General features: G+C 37.5%; 9 protein-coding genes and 2 pseudogenes. 7 read left to right on the forward strand and 4 right to left on the reverse strand.

Annotated elements, in window-relative coordinates; all coding sequences use genetic code 11:
- Positions 1–90: 90 nt before the first annotated feature.
- On the reverse strand, positions 91–942 hold the full coding sequence (locus tag CHSO_RS21350; RefSeq protein ID WP_045500664.1) for an EamA family transporter: 852 nt from the start codon (positions 940–942) through the stop codon (positions 91–93).
- Between the two features lie 202 nt (positions 943–1,144).
- Positions 1,145–2,117 (reverse strand): annotated as a pseudogene (locus tag CHSO_RS26695) (Fic family protein).
- Between the two features lie 255 nt (positions 2,118–2,372).
- Here CHSO_RS26695 and CHSO_RS21360 point away from each other — a divergent pair.
- From CHSO_RS21360 to CHSO_RS21375, 4 genes and pseudogenes are all read left to right on the forward strand, one after another.
- Positions 2,373–2,753 (forward strand): annotated as a pseudogene (locus tag CHSO_RS21360) (MgtC/SapB family protein); the annotation flags it as partial.
- Positions 2,754–2,856: 103 nt separating this feature from the next.
- Positions 2,857–3,954: an efflux RND transporter periplasmic adaptor subunit gene (locus tag CHSO_RS21365; RefSeq protein ID WP_045500669.1), complete on the forward strand. Its 1,098-nt coding sequence runs from the start codon at positions 2,857–2,859 to the stop codon at positions 3,952–3,954.
- Positions 3,955–3,996: 42 nt separating this feature from the next.
- Positions 3,997–7,092 carry an efflux RND transporter permease subunit gene (locus CHSO_RS21370; RefSeq protein WP_045500671.1) on the forward strand — a complete coding sequence of 1,032 codons (3,096 nt, stop codon included), beginning with the start codon at positions 3,997–3,999 and terminating at the stop codon, positions 7,090–7,092.
- Positions 7,082–8,341 carry a TolC family protein gene (locus CHSO_RS21375; RefSeq protein WP_052480682.1) on the forward strand — a complete coding sequence of 420 codons (1,260 nt, stop codon included), beginning with the start codon at positions 7,082–7,084 and terminating at the stop codon, positions 8,339–8,341. The genes CHSO_RS21370 and CHSO_RS21375 overlap by 11 nt, the downstream gene beginning before the upstream one ends.
- Positions 8,342–8,563: 222 nt before the next feature.
- Here CHSO_RS21375 and CHSO_RS21380 read toward each other — a convergent pair whose 3' ends face one another.
- Both CHSO_RS21380 and CHSO_RS21385 read right to left on the reverse strand, forming a co-directional pair.
- Positions 8,564–9,019, reverse strand: a complete 456-nt coding sequence (locus tag CHSO_RS21380) for a DUF1801 domain-containing protein (protein WP_084221044.1) — start codon at positions 9,017–9,019, stop codon at positions 8,564–8,566.
- 232 nt (positions 9,020–9,251) lie between these two features.
- Positions 9,252–11,045, reverse strand: coding sequence for a T9SS type A sorting domain-containing protein (locus CHSO_RS21385; RefSeq protein WP_045500674.1), 1,794 nt, complete (start codon positions 11,043–11,045; stop codon positions 9,252–9,254).
- A gap of 214 nt (positions 11,046–11,259) precedes the next feature.
- Between CHSO_RS21385 and CHSO_RS21390 the strand changes: the two genes are divergently transcribed.
- From CHSO_RS21390 to murB, 3 genes are read left to right on the forward strand one after another with little or no spacing between them, the layout of a single operon-like run.
- Positions 11,260–12,465: a pyridoxal phosphate-dependent aminotransferase gene (locus CHSO_RS21390; protein WP_045500677.1), complete on the forward strand. Its 1,206-nt coding sequence runs from the start codon at positions 11,260–11,262 to the stop codon at positions 12,463–12,465.
- A gap of 10 nt (positions 12,466–12,475) precedes the next feature.
- A complete protein-coding gene (locus CHSO_RS21395; RefSeq protein ID WP_045500679.1) occupies positions 12,476–12,955 on the forward strand; it encodes a hypothetical protein in 480 nt (159 codons plus the stop codon).
- Positions 12,956–12,958: 3 nt separating this feature from the next.
- On the forward strand, positions 12,959–13,972 hold the full coding sequence (gene murB, locus CHSO_RS21400) for a UDP-N-acetylmuramate dehydrogenase (protein ID WP_045500681.1): 1,014 nt from the start codon (positions 12,959–12,961) through the stop codon (positions 13,970–13,972).
- The last annotated feature ends 56 nt before the right edge of the window (positions 13,973–14,028 follow it).

Consider the following 14,028-nt stretch of genomic DNA (forward strand, 5'->3'; position numbering starts at 1 on the left):
CACTAAAGTTTTTGAAAATCTTTGATTTTCATATCCATAAACATCCGTATTAATCTGTGTAATCTGTGGGAAAATAAAATGATAAATTCTTTAATTATGGGAAGCAGCTGCTTTATTGAAAATGGTAGTTCCTATACTTGCAGCAATGACGCAACTAATGGAAATCCACTGTAAAAAAGACAGTTCTTCAGCAAGGAATACTAATCCCGAAAATGCTGCAAATGCGGGTTCCAGACTCATCAGAATACTGAAAGTCTTGGCAGGAAGCTTTTTCAGAGCCATCATTTCCAATGAAAATGGTAAAGCACTGGATAAAATGGCTACTCCCAAACCTTTTACAAAAATAGTCGGGGTCATATTAAAAACCGCACCATCCCATATTGTAAAGGGAAGAATCACCAGACTGGCAAATAACATTCCTGTGGTTACAGCGTCTCTTCCATCCATTATTTTAGACACTTTTCCGCCCATAACAATATAAAGGGCCCAGAATATTCCCGCCAGGAAAGCTAATCCAAGGCCAAGCAAATCTACATGGTCACTCTTCCAGGGAACAATAAGTAATATTCCTGCACAAGCCAATAACGCCCAAACTACATCAAGCAGCTTACGAGACAATGCCAATGCAAGAAATAAAGGTCCCGCAAATTCTACGGTTACCGCCAATCCTAACGGAATTCTTTGAATTGCCATATAAAAAATAAGGTTCATGGCCGCCAGTCCTGTCCCGTACATGGCGCAATACTTCCATTTTTGTGGAGTGAACTCCGAAAATTTTGGACGATTGATGATAGTAAGCAGAATGGCAGAAAGTACAATCCTCAAAGTAACGGTTCCAATGGCTCCAATTGCCGGAAAAAGCTGCTTGGCAATAGATGCTCCCCCCTGTACACAGATGATGGCTAAAAGTGTAGCAGGAATCGCTAAGTTTGAATTTTTCATTTCTAAAATATATAATTTATAAAGACAACTTTTGGTATGAAACCGGGAGATACATCAAGCTTTATTCTACAAAATTAATAATAGTATAGCACAAACCTGGACTTTTGCCAAATGTATTGAAATTTTATCTTAAAAAATGGTTACAGATCAGCGTTTTAATTCTAAATCTGTAACCATTAATAAGTTTATATCAACAAAAAAATTATTTCAATGGGGAGGCAGAAAATTGATATTCTGTCAATCTCTTTTCTCCAAATTTGATTAAAATTCCGTGTTCCACTCCCCATTTCAAATCACGGCTTGCTGTTGGAGCTGAAATGCTTTTGAAATGCTTCAAGTAATCTTTTCTACTAAATTTGTTTTTACCTGCTTTATCTTTAAATAATTAAGATCCTATCTTCAGTATAAAGGGTTTTATTTTGCAATTGTAAAACTTCTTCTAAAGCATTCTGAATAATTCCAAGCATAAATTCTATAAAAGGTGCAGAATTTCCTTTCTTATCCGATTCAGACAGTTTACTATAGTATGTACTTTGTTGTTGTTTTATTAAGCTTTCAACTGGTAAAAACTCAAAAACCGGATATTGTTGTATAAGAATTAATGTTTGCCACAATCTGCCCATTCTTCCATTTCCCTCAATGAACGGATGAATAAACTCAAATTCATAATGAAAAACACAACTTTTAATGAGTAATAAATCTTTATCATTTTTCAGATACGCCAAAAAGATTTTTCATTAAACCTTTAACCATTACTCCTCCCGGTGCTATATGTTCAACTTTAGACCCTTTCACAATTCCCACATTAGTAGTTCTCAATCTACCCGCGCTCTCAATTAAACCATTCATTAAAATAGAATGAGCCTTTTCCAAATCTTTTATTTGATATGAGTTAAACTGATGAAGCTGATCATAAGCTTTAACAGCATTTTGGACTTCAAGGATATCTTTTTGAGGAGCTACAACTCTTTTATTCTCTAATAAGGCTGTAATTTGTTCTTCTGTAAGGGTATTTCCTTCAATTTCCAATGAAGATTGGATCGTTTTAATCCGATTTTTTTTCTTAATTCTGTAGTAGGTTTATATAAAAGAGCAGCATTAATTTCTCCTATTTTTTCTGAAATAGAGGCAATCAATAATAATATTTCATTCGTAATCTGATAAGGAGGTTTCATCTTTGATAGTATCAAATGATACTATCAAAGATATAATTTTTTATTAAAAAATAACCCATCCTATTTTCTCTAATGAAATTCTAATAGCATTCTAAAGCTTTTCTAACGGCTGAAAAAAGCCACTATTCCTACTTTTGCACTGTAAAAAATAAAGCACATGGACGCAGATCCCTACAGTACTTATCAATCTTAAAAGCTTCAGTTGTACTCACTTTTCCCGTACAGCTTACCAGCTTTATAAAAAAAGGAAAAGTTATGAATACATTTGAATTTACACTTCGTTTATTAACTGCATTCTGTTTAGGAGCCGGCATAGGTTTCGAAAGACAGTGGCGTAAAAAAAATGCAGGTCTTCGCACCAATACCTTAGTTTGCATAGGTTCCGCAGCATTCGTCCTCATTGCCATCAGAATTGGTGGTGATGCAGCCGGAAGAATCACCTCTTATATCGTTAGTGGCATTGGATTCCTTGGTGGTGGTGTTATCATGAAAGACGGCCTTACCGTTCGAGGATTAAATACAGCCGCTACCTTATGGTGTTCCGCAGCAATAGGAGCATTATGTGCTCTAGGTTATCCCAAAGAAGCACTCATTACCGTCTTTTTCATTGTTTCCACCAATATATTTCTACGCCCTACTTTGTCTACCCAAAAGGAAGCCCGGAGTAAGAAACTGGTCATTAAGAAAAAGAACAACACAAAACCCAAAATCAGCAACAGTACCCAATTTTATTAAGGTCATGAAAAGAATCATCTTAAGCATTATCATTGTCTTTGCAGTTTCCTGCAAAGACAATGTCCCACAACAAATCCCGGAACAGGAAATTACTATGAAAGACAATCAGGTCATCATTTCTGAAAACAGCCCTGTTTTAAAGAAAATTAAAACCATAACGGTTAGCAATCAGGAATACAATCATGATATTACTTCTGTAGGAACCATAGAAGCCATACCCAATAATTATGCAGAAATAGCCAGCCCGTTTTCAGGAAGAATTACAAAAGCTTTTGTGAATATCGGGCAGAAAGTAAGTGCCGGAAGCCCACTTTTTGAAGTGCTGTCCTCAGGCTATCTGGATGTACAGAAAGAATATTCTGATGCATTGAACGAAGCTGGCTTGGCAGAAAAGAAATACAAACGCCAGCAAGATCTTGTAAAACACGGGGTAGGAATACAAAAGGAACTGGAAGAATCTGAAACCGAATTCAAAAATAAAAAGATTTCCTTATCCAATGCATCCACAGCATTGAAAATTTACAAAAGCCAAGGAAAAGGTTCCGGAGGTTTGATCGTACGAGCACCCATTGCCGGCGAAGTAATTTCCAACAAAATAGTTACCGGACAGTATCTTCGTGAAGATGCAGAACCTGTGATGATTGTTGCTGAACTTTCTAAGGTATGGATCTCCGGAGAAGTTAAAGAAAAGGATCTCCGGTTCATTAAAAACGGGGATCAGGTATCTGTAAAAGTCAATACTTATCCGGACAGAGCCATTACCGGCAAAGTATACCATATTAATGATTGGGTAGATGAAGCAACGCGAAGCATCAAGGTTCTAATACAATGTGAGAATCCCGACAGAACCTTAAAACCCGGCATGTTTGCCACCATCACCTACTCCACCGATTCTGAAAACACAATTATTATCCCCAATTCTGCCCTGATGCAAAAAGACGACAATCAATACGTCTGGATCAAAACCGGAAAAAATCAATTCATGAAGCGTAATGTGACCACTACTGAAGCTTCTGAAAAAACGGTGAAGATCACATCAGGCCTTAAACCGGGAGATGAAATCATGACAACAGGAGGAATTTATCTGCTGGATGTAAAATAAATGTTGAATGCGGAAACTGAAGTTTCCCATTAAAGTTAGATTATGAAAAAGTTATTAACAGTTTCCATACAGAAAAAATGGCTTATACTGGCCCTCTTTATATTATTAGGTTTTTTTGGATACTATTCCTGGACTAAACTTTCCGTTGAAGCTTATCCGGATATTGCAGACACCACTTCACAGGTAGTAACTCAGGTACAAGGACTCGCTGCCGAAGAAGTAGAACAACAAATCACGATTCCACTGGAAAGAGCTCTTAACGGAATTCCGGGAATGCATGTGATGCGAAGCAAAAGTACATTCGGACTTTCTATGATTACCATTGTATTTGATGATGGCATTGATGATTATTGGGCTAGACAGCGTATTCAGGAAAGACTGGCTGAAGTTTCCCTGCCTTATGGTGCCCAGCCGGGACTAGATCCACTAACCTCGCCCGTAGGAGAAATCTACCGTTATGTTATTGAAAGTGACAATCACAGTTTAAGGGAACTTACTGATCTTCAGAATTTCGTGATCATCCCCAGAATAAAACAGGTTTCAGGCATTGCAGATGTAACTAATTTTGGAGGAATTACAACTCAGTTTCAGATAGAGCTTGATCCCAACAAGCTGGAACAATATGGTCTTTCCCTTGCAGAAATCATTGAAACCATCAGTAAAAACAATGCCAGCGCAGGTGGAAGTATGCTTCCCCGTGGTGATCTCGCCTATGTAGTTCGTGGAATCGGATTGATTAAAAATCTTGACGATCTTGGAAAAACCGTTGTGAAAACTGAAAAAGGAGTTCCTGTTTTTTTAAATGATATCGGAACTTTAAAATATGGAAATCTTGAACGCAAAGGAATCCTTGGTTTTACTGACAGAAATAGAAACTATAATGAAAGTGTAGGCGGAATTGTCTTGCTATTAAAAGGTCAAAATCCATCGCAGGTATTAATTGGGGTTCACGAAGCAGTAGATGAACTCAACAAAAATATTCTTCCGGCTGGGGTAAAAATCCACACCTATCTGGACAGAACTGATCTGGTAAAAACCACTCTTAACACCGTTTCTCATACCTTAACAGAAGGAATTGTTTTAGTAATCATTATACTGATTGTATTCCTTGGAAGCTGGCGGGGAGCTCTCCTTACAGCCATTACCATTCCTTTTTCACTTCTTATTGCTTTTATTTTAATGCATTTCACCAATATTCCGGCCAACCTTCTTTCACTGGGAGCCATAGATTTCGGAATTATTGTAGATGGTTCCATCGTAATGCTGGAAGCTATATTGAGGCAGAGAGAAGAACATCCCGACAAGGAACTAGAAGAGAAAACAATCATTCAAAAAGCCACTGAAATTGCGAAACCGATATTCTTTTCAGGAATTATCATCATTACGGCTTACCTGCCTTTGTTCGCATTTGAAAGAGTGGAAAAAAAACTATTTACTCCCATGGCATTTACTGTAGGATACGCATTATTAGGAGCTCTGGCTGTCGCTTTATTACTGATCCCCGGGCTGGCTTATATGATTTATAGAAAGCCAAGAAAATTGTATCACAACCGATGGCTTGAAAAAGTAAGTAACGCTTATGGCAAAGGAATTGATAAAATCATGGATGCTCCAAAAAAAATCTTCATCCCTGCAGGAATCGTTTTACTTGGAGCCGGAATTCTTTCTTATAGCGTGGGCAAAGACTTCTTACCTGAACTTGATGAAGGTTCTATCTGGCTGCAGGTACAGCTTCCACCGGGAATTTCTTTGAAAAAGGCTCAGGAAATGAGTGATTCTCTTCGTCTCAGAACGATGAAGCATTCCGAAGTTACTTATATTATGGTACAGGCAGGGCGTAATGATGACGGCACCGATCCATGGACAGCCTCTCACTTTGAAGTATCTGTAGGTATCAAACCTTACAAAGAATGGGCATCAGGAAAGACAAAAGCAGACCTCATCAAAGAATTAGCAGAAGATTATAAGGAAATGCCCGGCTTTACCGTAGGTTTCTCTCAACCTATGATTGATGGAGTAATGGATAAAATATCAGGAGCTCACAGTGAGTTGGTGGTGAAAATTTACGGGGATGACTTCGCCGGAACAAGACAGGTTGCAGACAATGTTCTTTCCCTTTTAAAAACCGTTCCCGGTTCTGCGGATCTCGCCATTGATCAGGAGCCACCGCTTCCTCAGTTGCAGATTGTTGCTGACCGAAATAAAATTGCCCAGTACGGATTGAATGTTTCTGATGTTACTGATCTTATTGAAACGGCTCTCGGAGGGAAAGCCGTCTCCCAAATCTTCATTGGCAACAAAGTATATGATATTTCCTGCCGCTATGTTGAAAACAGCCGCAATACTCCCGAAAAAATAGGAAACCTGATGCTGGCCTCTTCTTCGGGAGCAAAAATTCCCCTTTCGCAAATTGCCACGGTAAAATTGAGTACCGGAGAAAGTACCATCACAAGAGAAATGAATAAGAGACACCTTACCGTGAAACTAAACCTTAGAGGGCGTGATCTTACTTCATTCATCAACGAAGCACAGAAAAGTATTGAAAAAAATATTCGTTATGATCATGAAAAATTTCAGATCAAATGGGGCGGACAATTTGAAAATAAAAACAGAGCTTATTCAAGGTTAGCAGTTATTGTACCGTTGGCACTAGCGGTTATGTTCCTGCTGCTATATGGAGCGTTTGGAACCTTCAGACAGGCATTGGTCTTAATGAGTATCATTCCGTTGGCCTTATTTGGAGGAATGTTAGCTTTGAATATCAGAGGAATGTCACTTAATGTATCTTCTGCAGTAGGCTTTATTGCTCTATTTGGAGTGGCTATTCAGAATGGAGTAATTATGGTTTCTCATATCAATACCCTCAGAAAAAATGGAATTCCGCTTAAAGCATCAGTCATTCAGGGAGCAAAGGATCGTTTCAGACCAGTATTAATGACAGCTTCCGTAGCGATCATCGGATTATTACCTGCTTCTCTGGCAACAGGAATCGGTTCTGATGTACAGAGACCTTTGGCTACCGTCATTGTGTATGGATTGATGTTCTCTACATTCCTTACCCTGTTTGTACTTCCTGCCATTTATTATTTAGCTGAATACCGTTTCGATAAACAAAATGCAACCTCTCATGAAATCTAATTTTTTAATCATAGTATTATGTACCGTTACCGGTATATTCATTAAAGGCCAGACAGAACAGGGGCCTATTTACTTCAATGAATACCTGAATTATGTGAAGGATAAAAATCTAGGTCTTGCTGCACAGAAGTACAACGTCAGCATGGCTGAAGCCTCTATCCTCACCGCAGGAATATTTCCGGATCCTCAAATTGAAATGGAAACTTCTAACAACGGGGTTTCCAAAGATATGGGGTACACAGTTGAAGGAGCCGTTAGCTGGACGCTTGAATTGGGTGGCAAAAGAAAAGCAAGAATAGAAACCGCAAAAAATGAAGCCGAATATTCTAAACTACAACTACAGGATTATCTACGAAACCTTCTTGCTGACGCTACTTTAGGGTATATTGAAGCTTTAAAATCAAAAGCATTGCTGAATGTTCAGAAAGAGTCTTATCAAAGTATGCTTAAACTGGCTAAATCTGATAGTATCCGATACAAGTTAGGTGATATTTCCAAAGTAACCTCTCAGCAAAGCAGATTGGAAGCTTCTTCTTTATTGAACGAAGTTTATCAGCTGGAAGGAGCTCAGCAACAGTCTATCACTGCCTTATCTGATTTTATCGGGAGTGACAGTACTGGCAAAGAGGTTGCCGGAGATCTCAATACCTTCAACAGAACGTTCACTTTAAATGACCTCATTACCCAGGCTTTTAACCAAAGAGCAGATCTTTTAGCTTCCAAGCAAAATATCAATACTGCTGCCAGCCGTATTAAACTTGAAAAAGCTAATCGCGTTATAGACTTAGGATTGAGTGCCGGAGCCGGACACAATACTGTGGCCAATAATGAAATTGCACCTTCTCCTGCTGTCAATACCGTAAAATTGGGAATCAGTGTTCCTATAAAATTTTCCAATCGCCGGAATGCCGATCTTAAAATTGCAGAAATGGGCTACTCACAGGCAGAAACAGAATACAGACAGATTGAAAACAGCATCAGGATGGAAGTTACTCAGGCTTACCAACAGTATACTTCTGCGCAAAAACAGCTGCAGCAATTTGATAACGGCATGCTGAAAGAAGCAGAAAACATCCTGAAAGGAATCACTTACAGTTATCAGCGGGGAGAAAGTTCTATTTTAGAAGTACTCAATGCCCAAAGAACGTATAATGAGCTTCGTCAGAATTATTTCCAACTTTTAACAGAAAACGCTTCCGCTTTAATTGAACTTGAACGTAAAGCCGGAATCTGGGATATTGATTTTTAAAAAAGGGAAGTCAGAAGCGGGAAGAAGGAAGTTGATGATCGTTGAAAAATAACTGAAACGCCCATTAATTAATCTTTTAAAATCGAGAATATTCTTAATAATAAAAGATAAGCTATCAAAAACACAACAGTAACCTCCAGCCTCCCTCTTCCAGCTTCTCGCCTTTTAAAACACCTCATCATTCAAAAAAAGCCCTGATATCTAAATGATTCAGGGCTCTTGTTATTTCTTATATTGAGATTCGTAGATACTAATCCAATCCTCAACCGTCATTTTCTGACTCAGTTCTGCGATCAGTTCAAAAGGAATATCTTCAGGGTTTTTGAAACGGACGCAGGATTTTCCCATATCCAGCTTTTTCTTGGAATGCTTAGGATATTCTCCCACAAACCAATCCAACAGCTCCGGTCTGGAATACAATCCCATATGATACAATGCAATAAAGTTCTTTTGTGAAGCCAGATTGATAAAGGGTAAAGGTGTTCCCGGTGTACAATGATATCCCGCAGGATAAGTTTTCAATGGAACCACCCAGCCTAGCATTCCGTAATTGGAAATTTCTTCAAAACCTTTAGGCAGATTCTCATTAATCACATCAAAAAGTTTTTTAAACGGCTCCTTTCTTTCCGGCTGAATCTTTGAAAGATAGTCATCCAATGAGTTTGATATAATTTGCATTTTCAGTGAGTTTTAGAGGTTGAAATTAACAAAATTTATTTATTATTTATAGAGAAATAGATGGGAAGCCGGAAGAGGGAGACCGGAAGTTACCTTTTGACATATATGTGTTGAAAGTATCTCAAATCATTTTAGAATCAAATCACAATGATGCCTAACATTTATCCAGGCTTCATAAAAAAGCAGCGATACAATAATGCATCGCCACTCAACTTTATTTACATTAAAAAAATTATTTTTTGATCGTTTTTACTGTAGATTGTGATCCGTCTTTAAAGTAAAGCGTTACAAAATACAATCCGGAATTCAGCCTGCTTAGATCCAGCTCTTTCACAGAACCTTCAATTGTTTTCACCACTCTTCCTGAAGTATCTGTTATAGCAACTGACTTAACATCTCTTGTATCTGAAATATACAGAATATCTTTAAACGGATTCGGATGAACTGATGCTTTTTTCACCTGACGGTTCACCTCCGAAGTACTTAGTTGAGCATTTTCAACCGTAAAATCTTCTACATAGAAATTATAATCCAGGTCTTCATCCTGCGATCCTGTGCTGCCATAAAATGCAAAGACCGTATTCGCACTGACAAAGTTAGCCAGATCGAACGTATATTCATTAGAAGTATTAGACGGAGCATTATTGGTATCCCAGGTTTGCAGAATCATCCATGTAGTTCCACCATCATTGGAAACCAGGAAATGAACAACATCATCACTATCCATTCCTGAAGAATCCGCATTATAATATTGTGTTACTCCATATTTAAACTTCACTTTATAGCTACCTGCAGAGAGATTAAAAGATGCTGTCTTAAGCCATCCTGTTCTATCTGAGGAGTATAAATTCATAGAAGCTGAAGGTCCGTTAGCTGATGTATTTAAAAAACTACGCGATCCCCAATAAGAAAAACCTGTACCTGATGGCCCTGTAGTAGGATCTCCTCCAGTTAAGTTATTAGCCCAGCATAGGCCAGGGAAACTACTAAAATCATTAGTATACGATGGCACTATTGCACCACATTGTGTTGTAAATGATTTAGCAAGAGACCATGCACTCTTGCTTGTTGCTGTACTACAATTGGCTCTTACCCAATAATAATATGTTGTACTTGGAGATAAGTTACTGAGAGTATAGGAAGTTCCTGTAACATTGGAATGATTAGGATTTACATTACTCGCAGGAACTGCTGAATTAGTACTATAATAAATATCATAACTTGTAGTCTGATTACTTGCCGGAACCGTCCATGAAATCTGAGCAGTATTGGCTGTAACTCCGGTTGCTTCATCTGTTGTCGGAGCAATACAATCAGTATAACCATCTACTGAAAAGGCAAAAATATTAGGAATTCCGAAGCCGGAGCTTTTTGTAATTGTTACACTTTGTATTGGTTTAGCCTGATTAGCTGCATCAATATCCAAAACAGTCTGATACAATCTGGGATTAGTACTATTAGGTTCTAAGTTATCATTATCTCTATTGATCCTTCCAATCCCCTGAATAGCAAAATTAGAGCCGCCATACCAGTCTGAAATGTTAATATCAGAAAATGTTTGGGTTGAACTATCTGTAAAAGTTACTGTTGCACTTACTATAGATGCACCACTACCACTCGTTGAAAGCATATACAGCTTAAAAGCAGCCTTTGGAGTAGTAAATACAAGAGTTCCATTATCTCCTGCTGTGATCAGCTTTAAAGAATTATTAGCACTTAAATCCCCCAATTGGTAACTTAAACCAGGTGTAGAAGGTACCACTGAATTAATGATACCATCCGCAGGGATTCCATACGTAAGAGCAGAGCTAGTGGGGGTAAGTTTAAAATCTCTCGCTACAAAAGCAAAAGAAACTCCATCAACGTCTGCTGTAGTAGATATTGAAGAAGTCCCTACTCCGTTGGCAATTACATCTGCCGTAAACCCGGAAGTAATCGGCATCTTTTGAAAATTTTGAGCCATCATTGCTGATGCTGAAAGAAGAGCAATAGCAGGTAAAGCTCTAAAAAATAAATTTATTGTCATTTTATTCACATTTGAATGGTAAATTAAGAAAAATATCAATATAAAAAGATTATTTTTAACAAATAATCAAAAAATCAATCAAAACAAAACTAATATTAATAGTAAATCCTATAAAATTATCAATGCTGAAAGGAGATGATAGGCCGTTTCTTCTTATTCTTAATTTTATTATTGGGAAATTAAATCCTATTTTTGTCATACAAATTTTTGAACAATGCCGAATATTTCAAACAGAGCACTGCATATGCCGCCATCGCCGGTAAGAAAACTGGTTCCCTTTGCGTTACAAGCAAAACAGAAAGGAATAAAAGTATATCACCTTAATATCGGACAGCCTGATATTGAAACTCCGGAAACAGCATTAAATGCTTTAAAGAATATTGATCTTAAAGTATTGGAATATGCACTTTCTGAAGGTAATTTAGACTACAGAAACGCCCTTACAGAATATTATCACTCTCTAGGTTTCTCAGACCTAACCCCTGATAATTTTATTGTTACCAATGGTGGTTCTGAAGCGCTAAATTTTGCCATTTCAACTTTGTGTGATGATGGAGATGAAGTAATTATCCCTGAGCCTTACTATGCTAACTACAATGGGTTTACCAGTACATTTGATGTAAATGTAGTAGCCGTTTCATCTACAATTGATACCGGTTTTGCCTTGCCACCCATTGAAGAGTTTGAAAAAAAGATCACAGAAAAAACCAGAGCAATTATCATTTGTAACCCAGGGAACCCAACAGGATACCTTTACACTCGTGAAGAGCTTCAGAAACTTGCTGAGATTGCTTTAAAATATGACATCGTAATCATTTCTGATGAAGTGTACAGAGAATATGTATATGATGGAAAACAACAGATATCTATTCTTGATTTCCCTGAATTAAAAGAAAACTGCATTGTTATTGATTCAGAATCCAAGCGTTATTCTATGTGTGGAGTAAGAATCGGATGTATGGTTACCCGCTCTCAAAAAATCCGTAATGCTGCGATCCTTTTTGCACAGGCAAGATTAAGCCCTGTTCTTTTAGGACAGATTGCAGCAACAGCAGCTCACCAGAATGACGGAGCTTATATCAGAGCTGTAAGAGAAGAATATACTCACAGAAGAAATGTTTTAGTAGACCTTTTAAATGCTATTCCAGGTGTAATCTGCCCTAAGCCAAGAGGTGCTTTCTATTGTGTTGCCGAACTTCCTGTAGATGATACTGAAAAATTTGCACAATGGCTGCTTGAGTCATATTCTAACAACAAAGAAACCATCATGGTAGCTCCTGCCGGAGGTTTCTACAGTGATCCTGAATTAGGTAAAAAACAGGTAAGAATTGCTTATGTACTGAAAGAAGAAGACCTTAGAAGAAGTGTTGAAATTTTGAAAGATGCTTTAAAACAGTATAGAGAAGAATTCAGCCTATAAATTATACAAGATGCCGACAACGAAAAATGTATATCTGAAACTCATATTTCCGATCTTTTTGCTGTCGGCATTTTTTTCCTGTGATTCTAAAAAATCAAAACAACCTGCAGCTTCTCCCAATGAAATAATCTTTATCAGGCTCTCTCATATTGGCGGAACTATGGGAGAATACAGGATTATTAAAGTGACCAAAGATTCTGTCTTTGCAGAAAAGGGTGCCACTGCCCATAAAACGCATCAGGAATGGGCTTCATCAATCAATATGGATACATGGAAGCAGCTCATCTCTCCTATTAATATTAAAGATCTAGACAAGATAAAAAGCTCACCAAGCCAACAGTCTGTAGATGGTATTGATGAAACTTTTCAGATACGTACTCCTAAGAAAGCTCATTTCTACGTCAACTCTTTTGCCGATCCGGCACATTACAAACAGCTTCAACAATTTAAAGAACAACTAGACAACATTCTTCCAAAAGAATACAAATAAAACATGCAAGAAAATTTTTCCTTAAAGCCTTACAATACATTTGGTGTTGATGCCCAAGCAAAATACTTTGTTGAAATAAACAACATCGAAGAATTAAAAAACGCTCTCATTTTCTCAAAAGAAAATACTCTTCCTCTTTTATTTTTGGGAGGCGGAAGTAATATTCTGCTGACAAAAAATTTTGACGGACTTGCTATTAAGCTAAATTTAAAAGGAATTGATGAAAAGGATCTTAATGAAAATGAAGTTCTGATTACCGCAAAAGCAGGTGAAAACTGGCATGAATTCGTGATGTACTGCCTGAGTAAAAATTACGGTGGACTGGAAAACCTTTCTTTAATTCCTGGTAATGTTGGAACTTCTCCTATGCAGAATATCGGAGCATACGGAACGGAAATCAAAGATGTATTTGTCAACTGCAAGGTATTGGATTTGGAAACTCTTGAACTTAAAACTTTCGGTCTTCAAGAATGCCGATTTGGCTACAGAGATTCTATTTTCAAGCAGGAAGGAAAAGGGAGATATGTTATTTTGGAAGTTACTTTTAAACTTACCCAAAAAGATCACCATATCAAAACAGAATACGGAGCCATTAAGTCTGAACTGGAAAAACTGGAAATTGAAAATCCCTCTATTCAGGATGTCTCCCAAGCTGTTATTAATATCAGACAAAGCAAATTACCAGATCCTAAGCAAACCGGAAATGCAGGGAGCTTTTTCAAGAATCCAACTATTCCTTTAGCTCAGTTTGAAGATTTAAAGCAGAAATTTGAAAATATTCAGGGATATCCAAATGGCAATATGGTAAAAGTTCCTGCAGGATGGCTCATTGAACAATGTGGATGGAAAGGAAAACAGATTGGAAATGTAGCTTCACACAAACTTCAGTCGTTAGTTATCATCAATGCAACAGGAGAAGCAACAGGAAAAGAAATCTTTGATTTTTCTACGGAGATCATCAATTCTGTACAGGAAAAATTCGGGATAGAACTTGAAAGAGAAGTGAATATTATATAACTTTCACGTCAGATTATATAATAGAATTCCGGGTATTTTCCGGAATTTTGTTTTAT

This window comes from Chryseobacterium sp. StRB126, from assembly GCF_000829375.1.
In the GTDB taxonomy this organism is placed as follows: domain Bacteria; phylum Bacteroidota; class Bacteroidia; order Flavobacteriales; family Weeksellaceae; genus Chryseobacterium.

Bases quoted from the DNA above. Each gene is read 5' to 3' on its own strand.
- CHSO_RS21350 (WP_045500664.1), bottom strand. From the start codon at position 942: ATGAAAAATTCAAACTTAGCGATTCCTGCTACACTTTTAGCCATCATC.
- CHSO_RS21365 (WP_045500669.1), top strand. From the start codon at position 2,857: ATGAAAAGAATCATCTTAAGCATTATCATTGTCTTTGCAGTTTCCTGC.
- CHSO_RS21370 (WP_045500671.1), top strand. From the start codon at position 3,997: ATGAAAAAGTTATTAACAGTTTCCATACAGAAAAAATGGCTTATACTG.
- CHSO_RS21375 (WP_052480682.1), top strand. From the start codon at position 7,082: ATGAAATCTAATTTTTTAATCATAGTATTATGTACCGTTACCGGTATA.
- CHSO_RS21380 (WP_084221044.1), bottom strand. From the start codon at position 9,019: ATGCAAATTATATCAAACTCATTGGATGACTATCTTTCAAAGATTCAG.
- CHSO_RS21385 (WP_045500674.1), bottom strand. From the start codon at position 11,045: ATGACAATAAATTTATTTTTTAGAGCTTTACCTGCTATTGCTCTTCTT.
- CHSO_RS21390 (WP_045500677.1), top strand. From the start codon at position 11,260: ATGCCGAATATTTCAAACAGAGCACTGCATATGCCGCCATCGCCGGTA.
- CHSO_RS21395 (WP_045500679.1), top strand. From the start codon at position 12,476: ATGCCGACAACGAAAAATGTATATCTGAAACTCATATTTCCGATCTTT.
- murB (WP_045500681.1), top strand. From the start codon at position 12,959: ATGCAAGAAAATTTTTCCTTAAAGCCTTACAATACATTTGGTGTTGAT.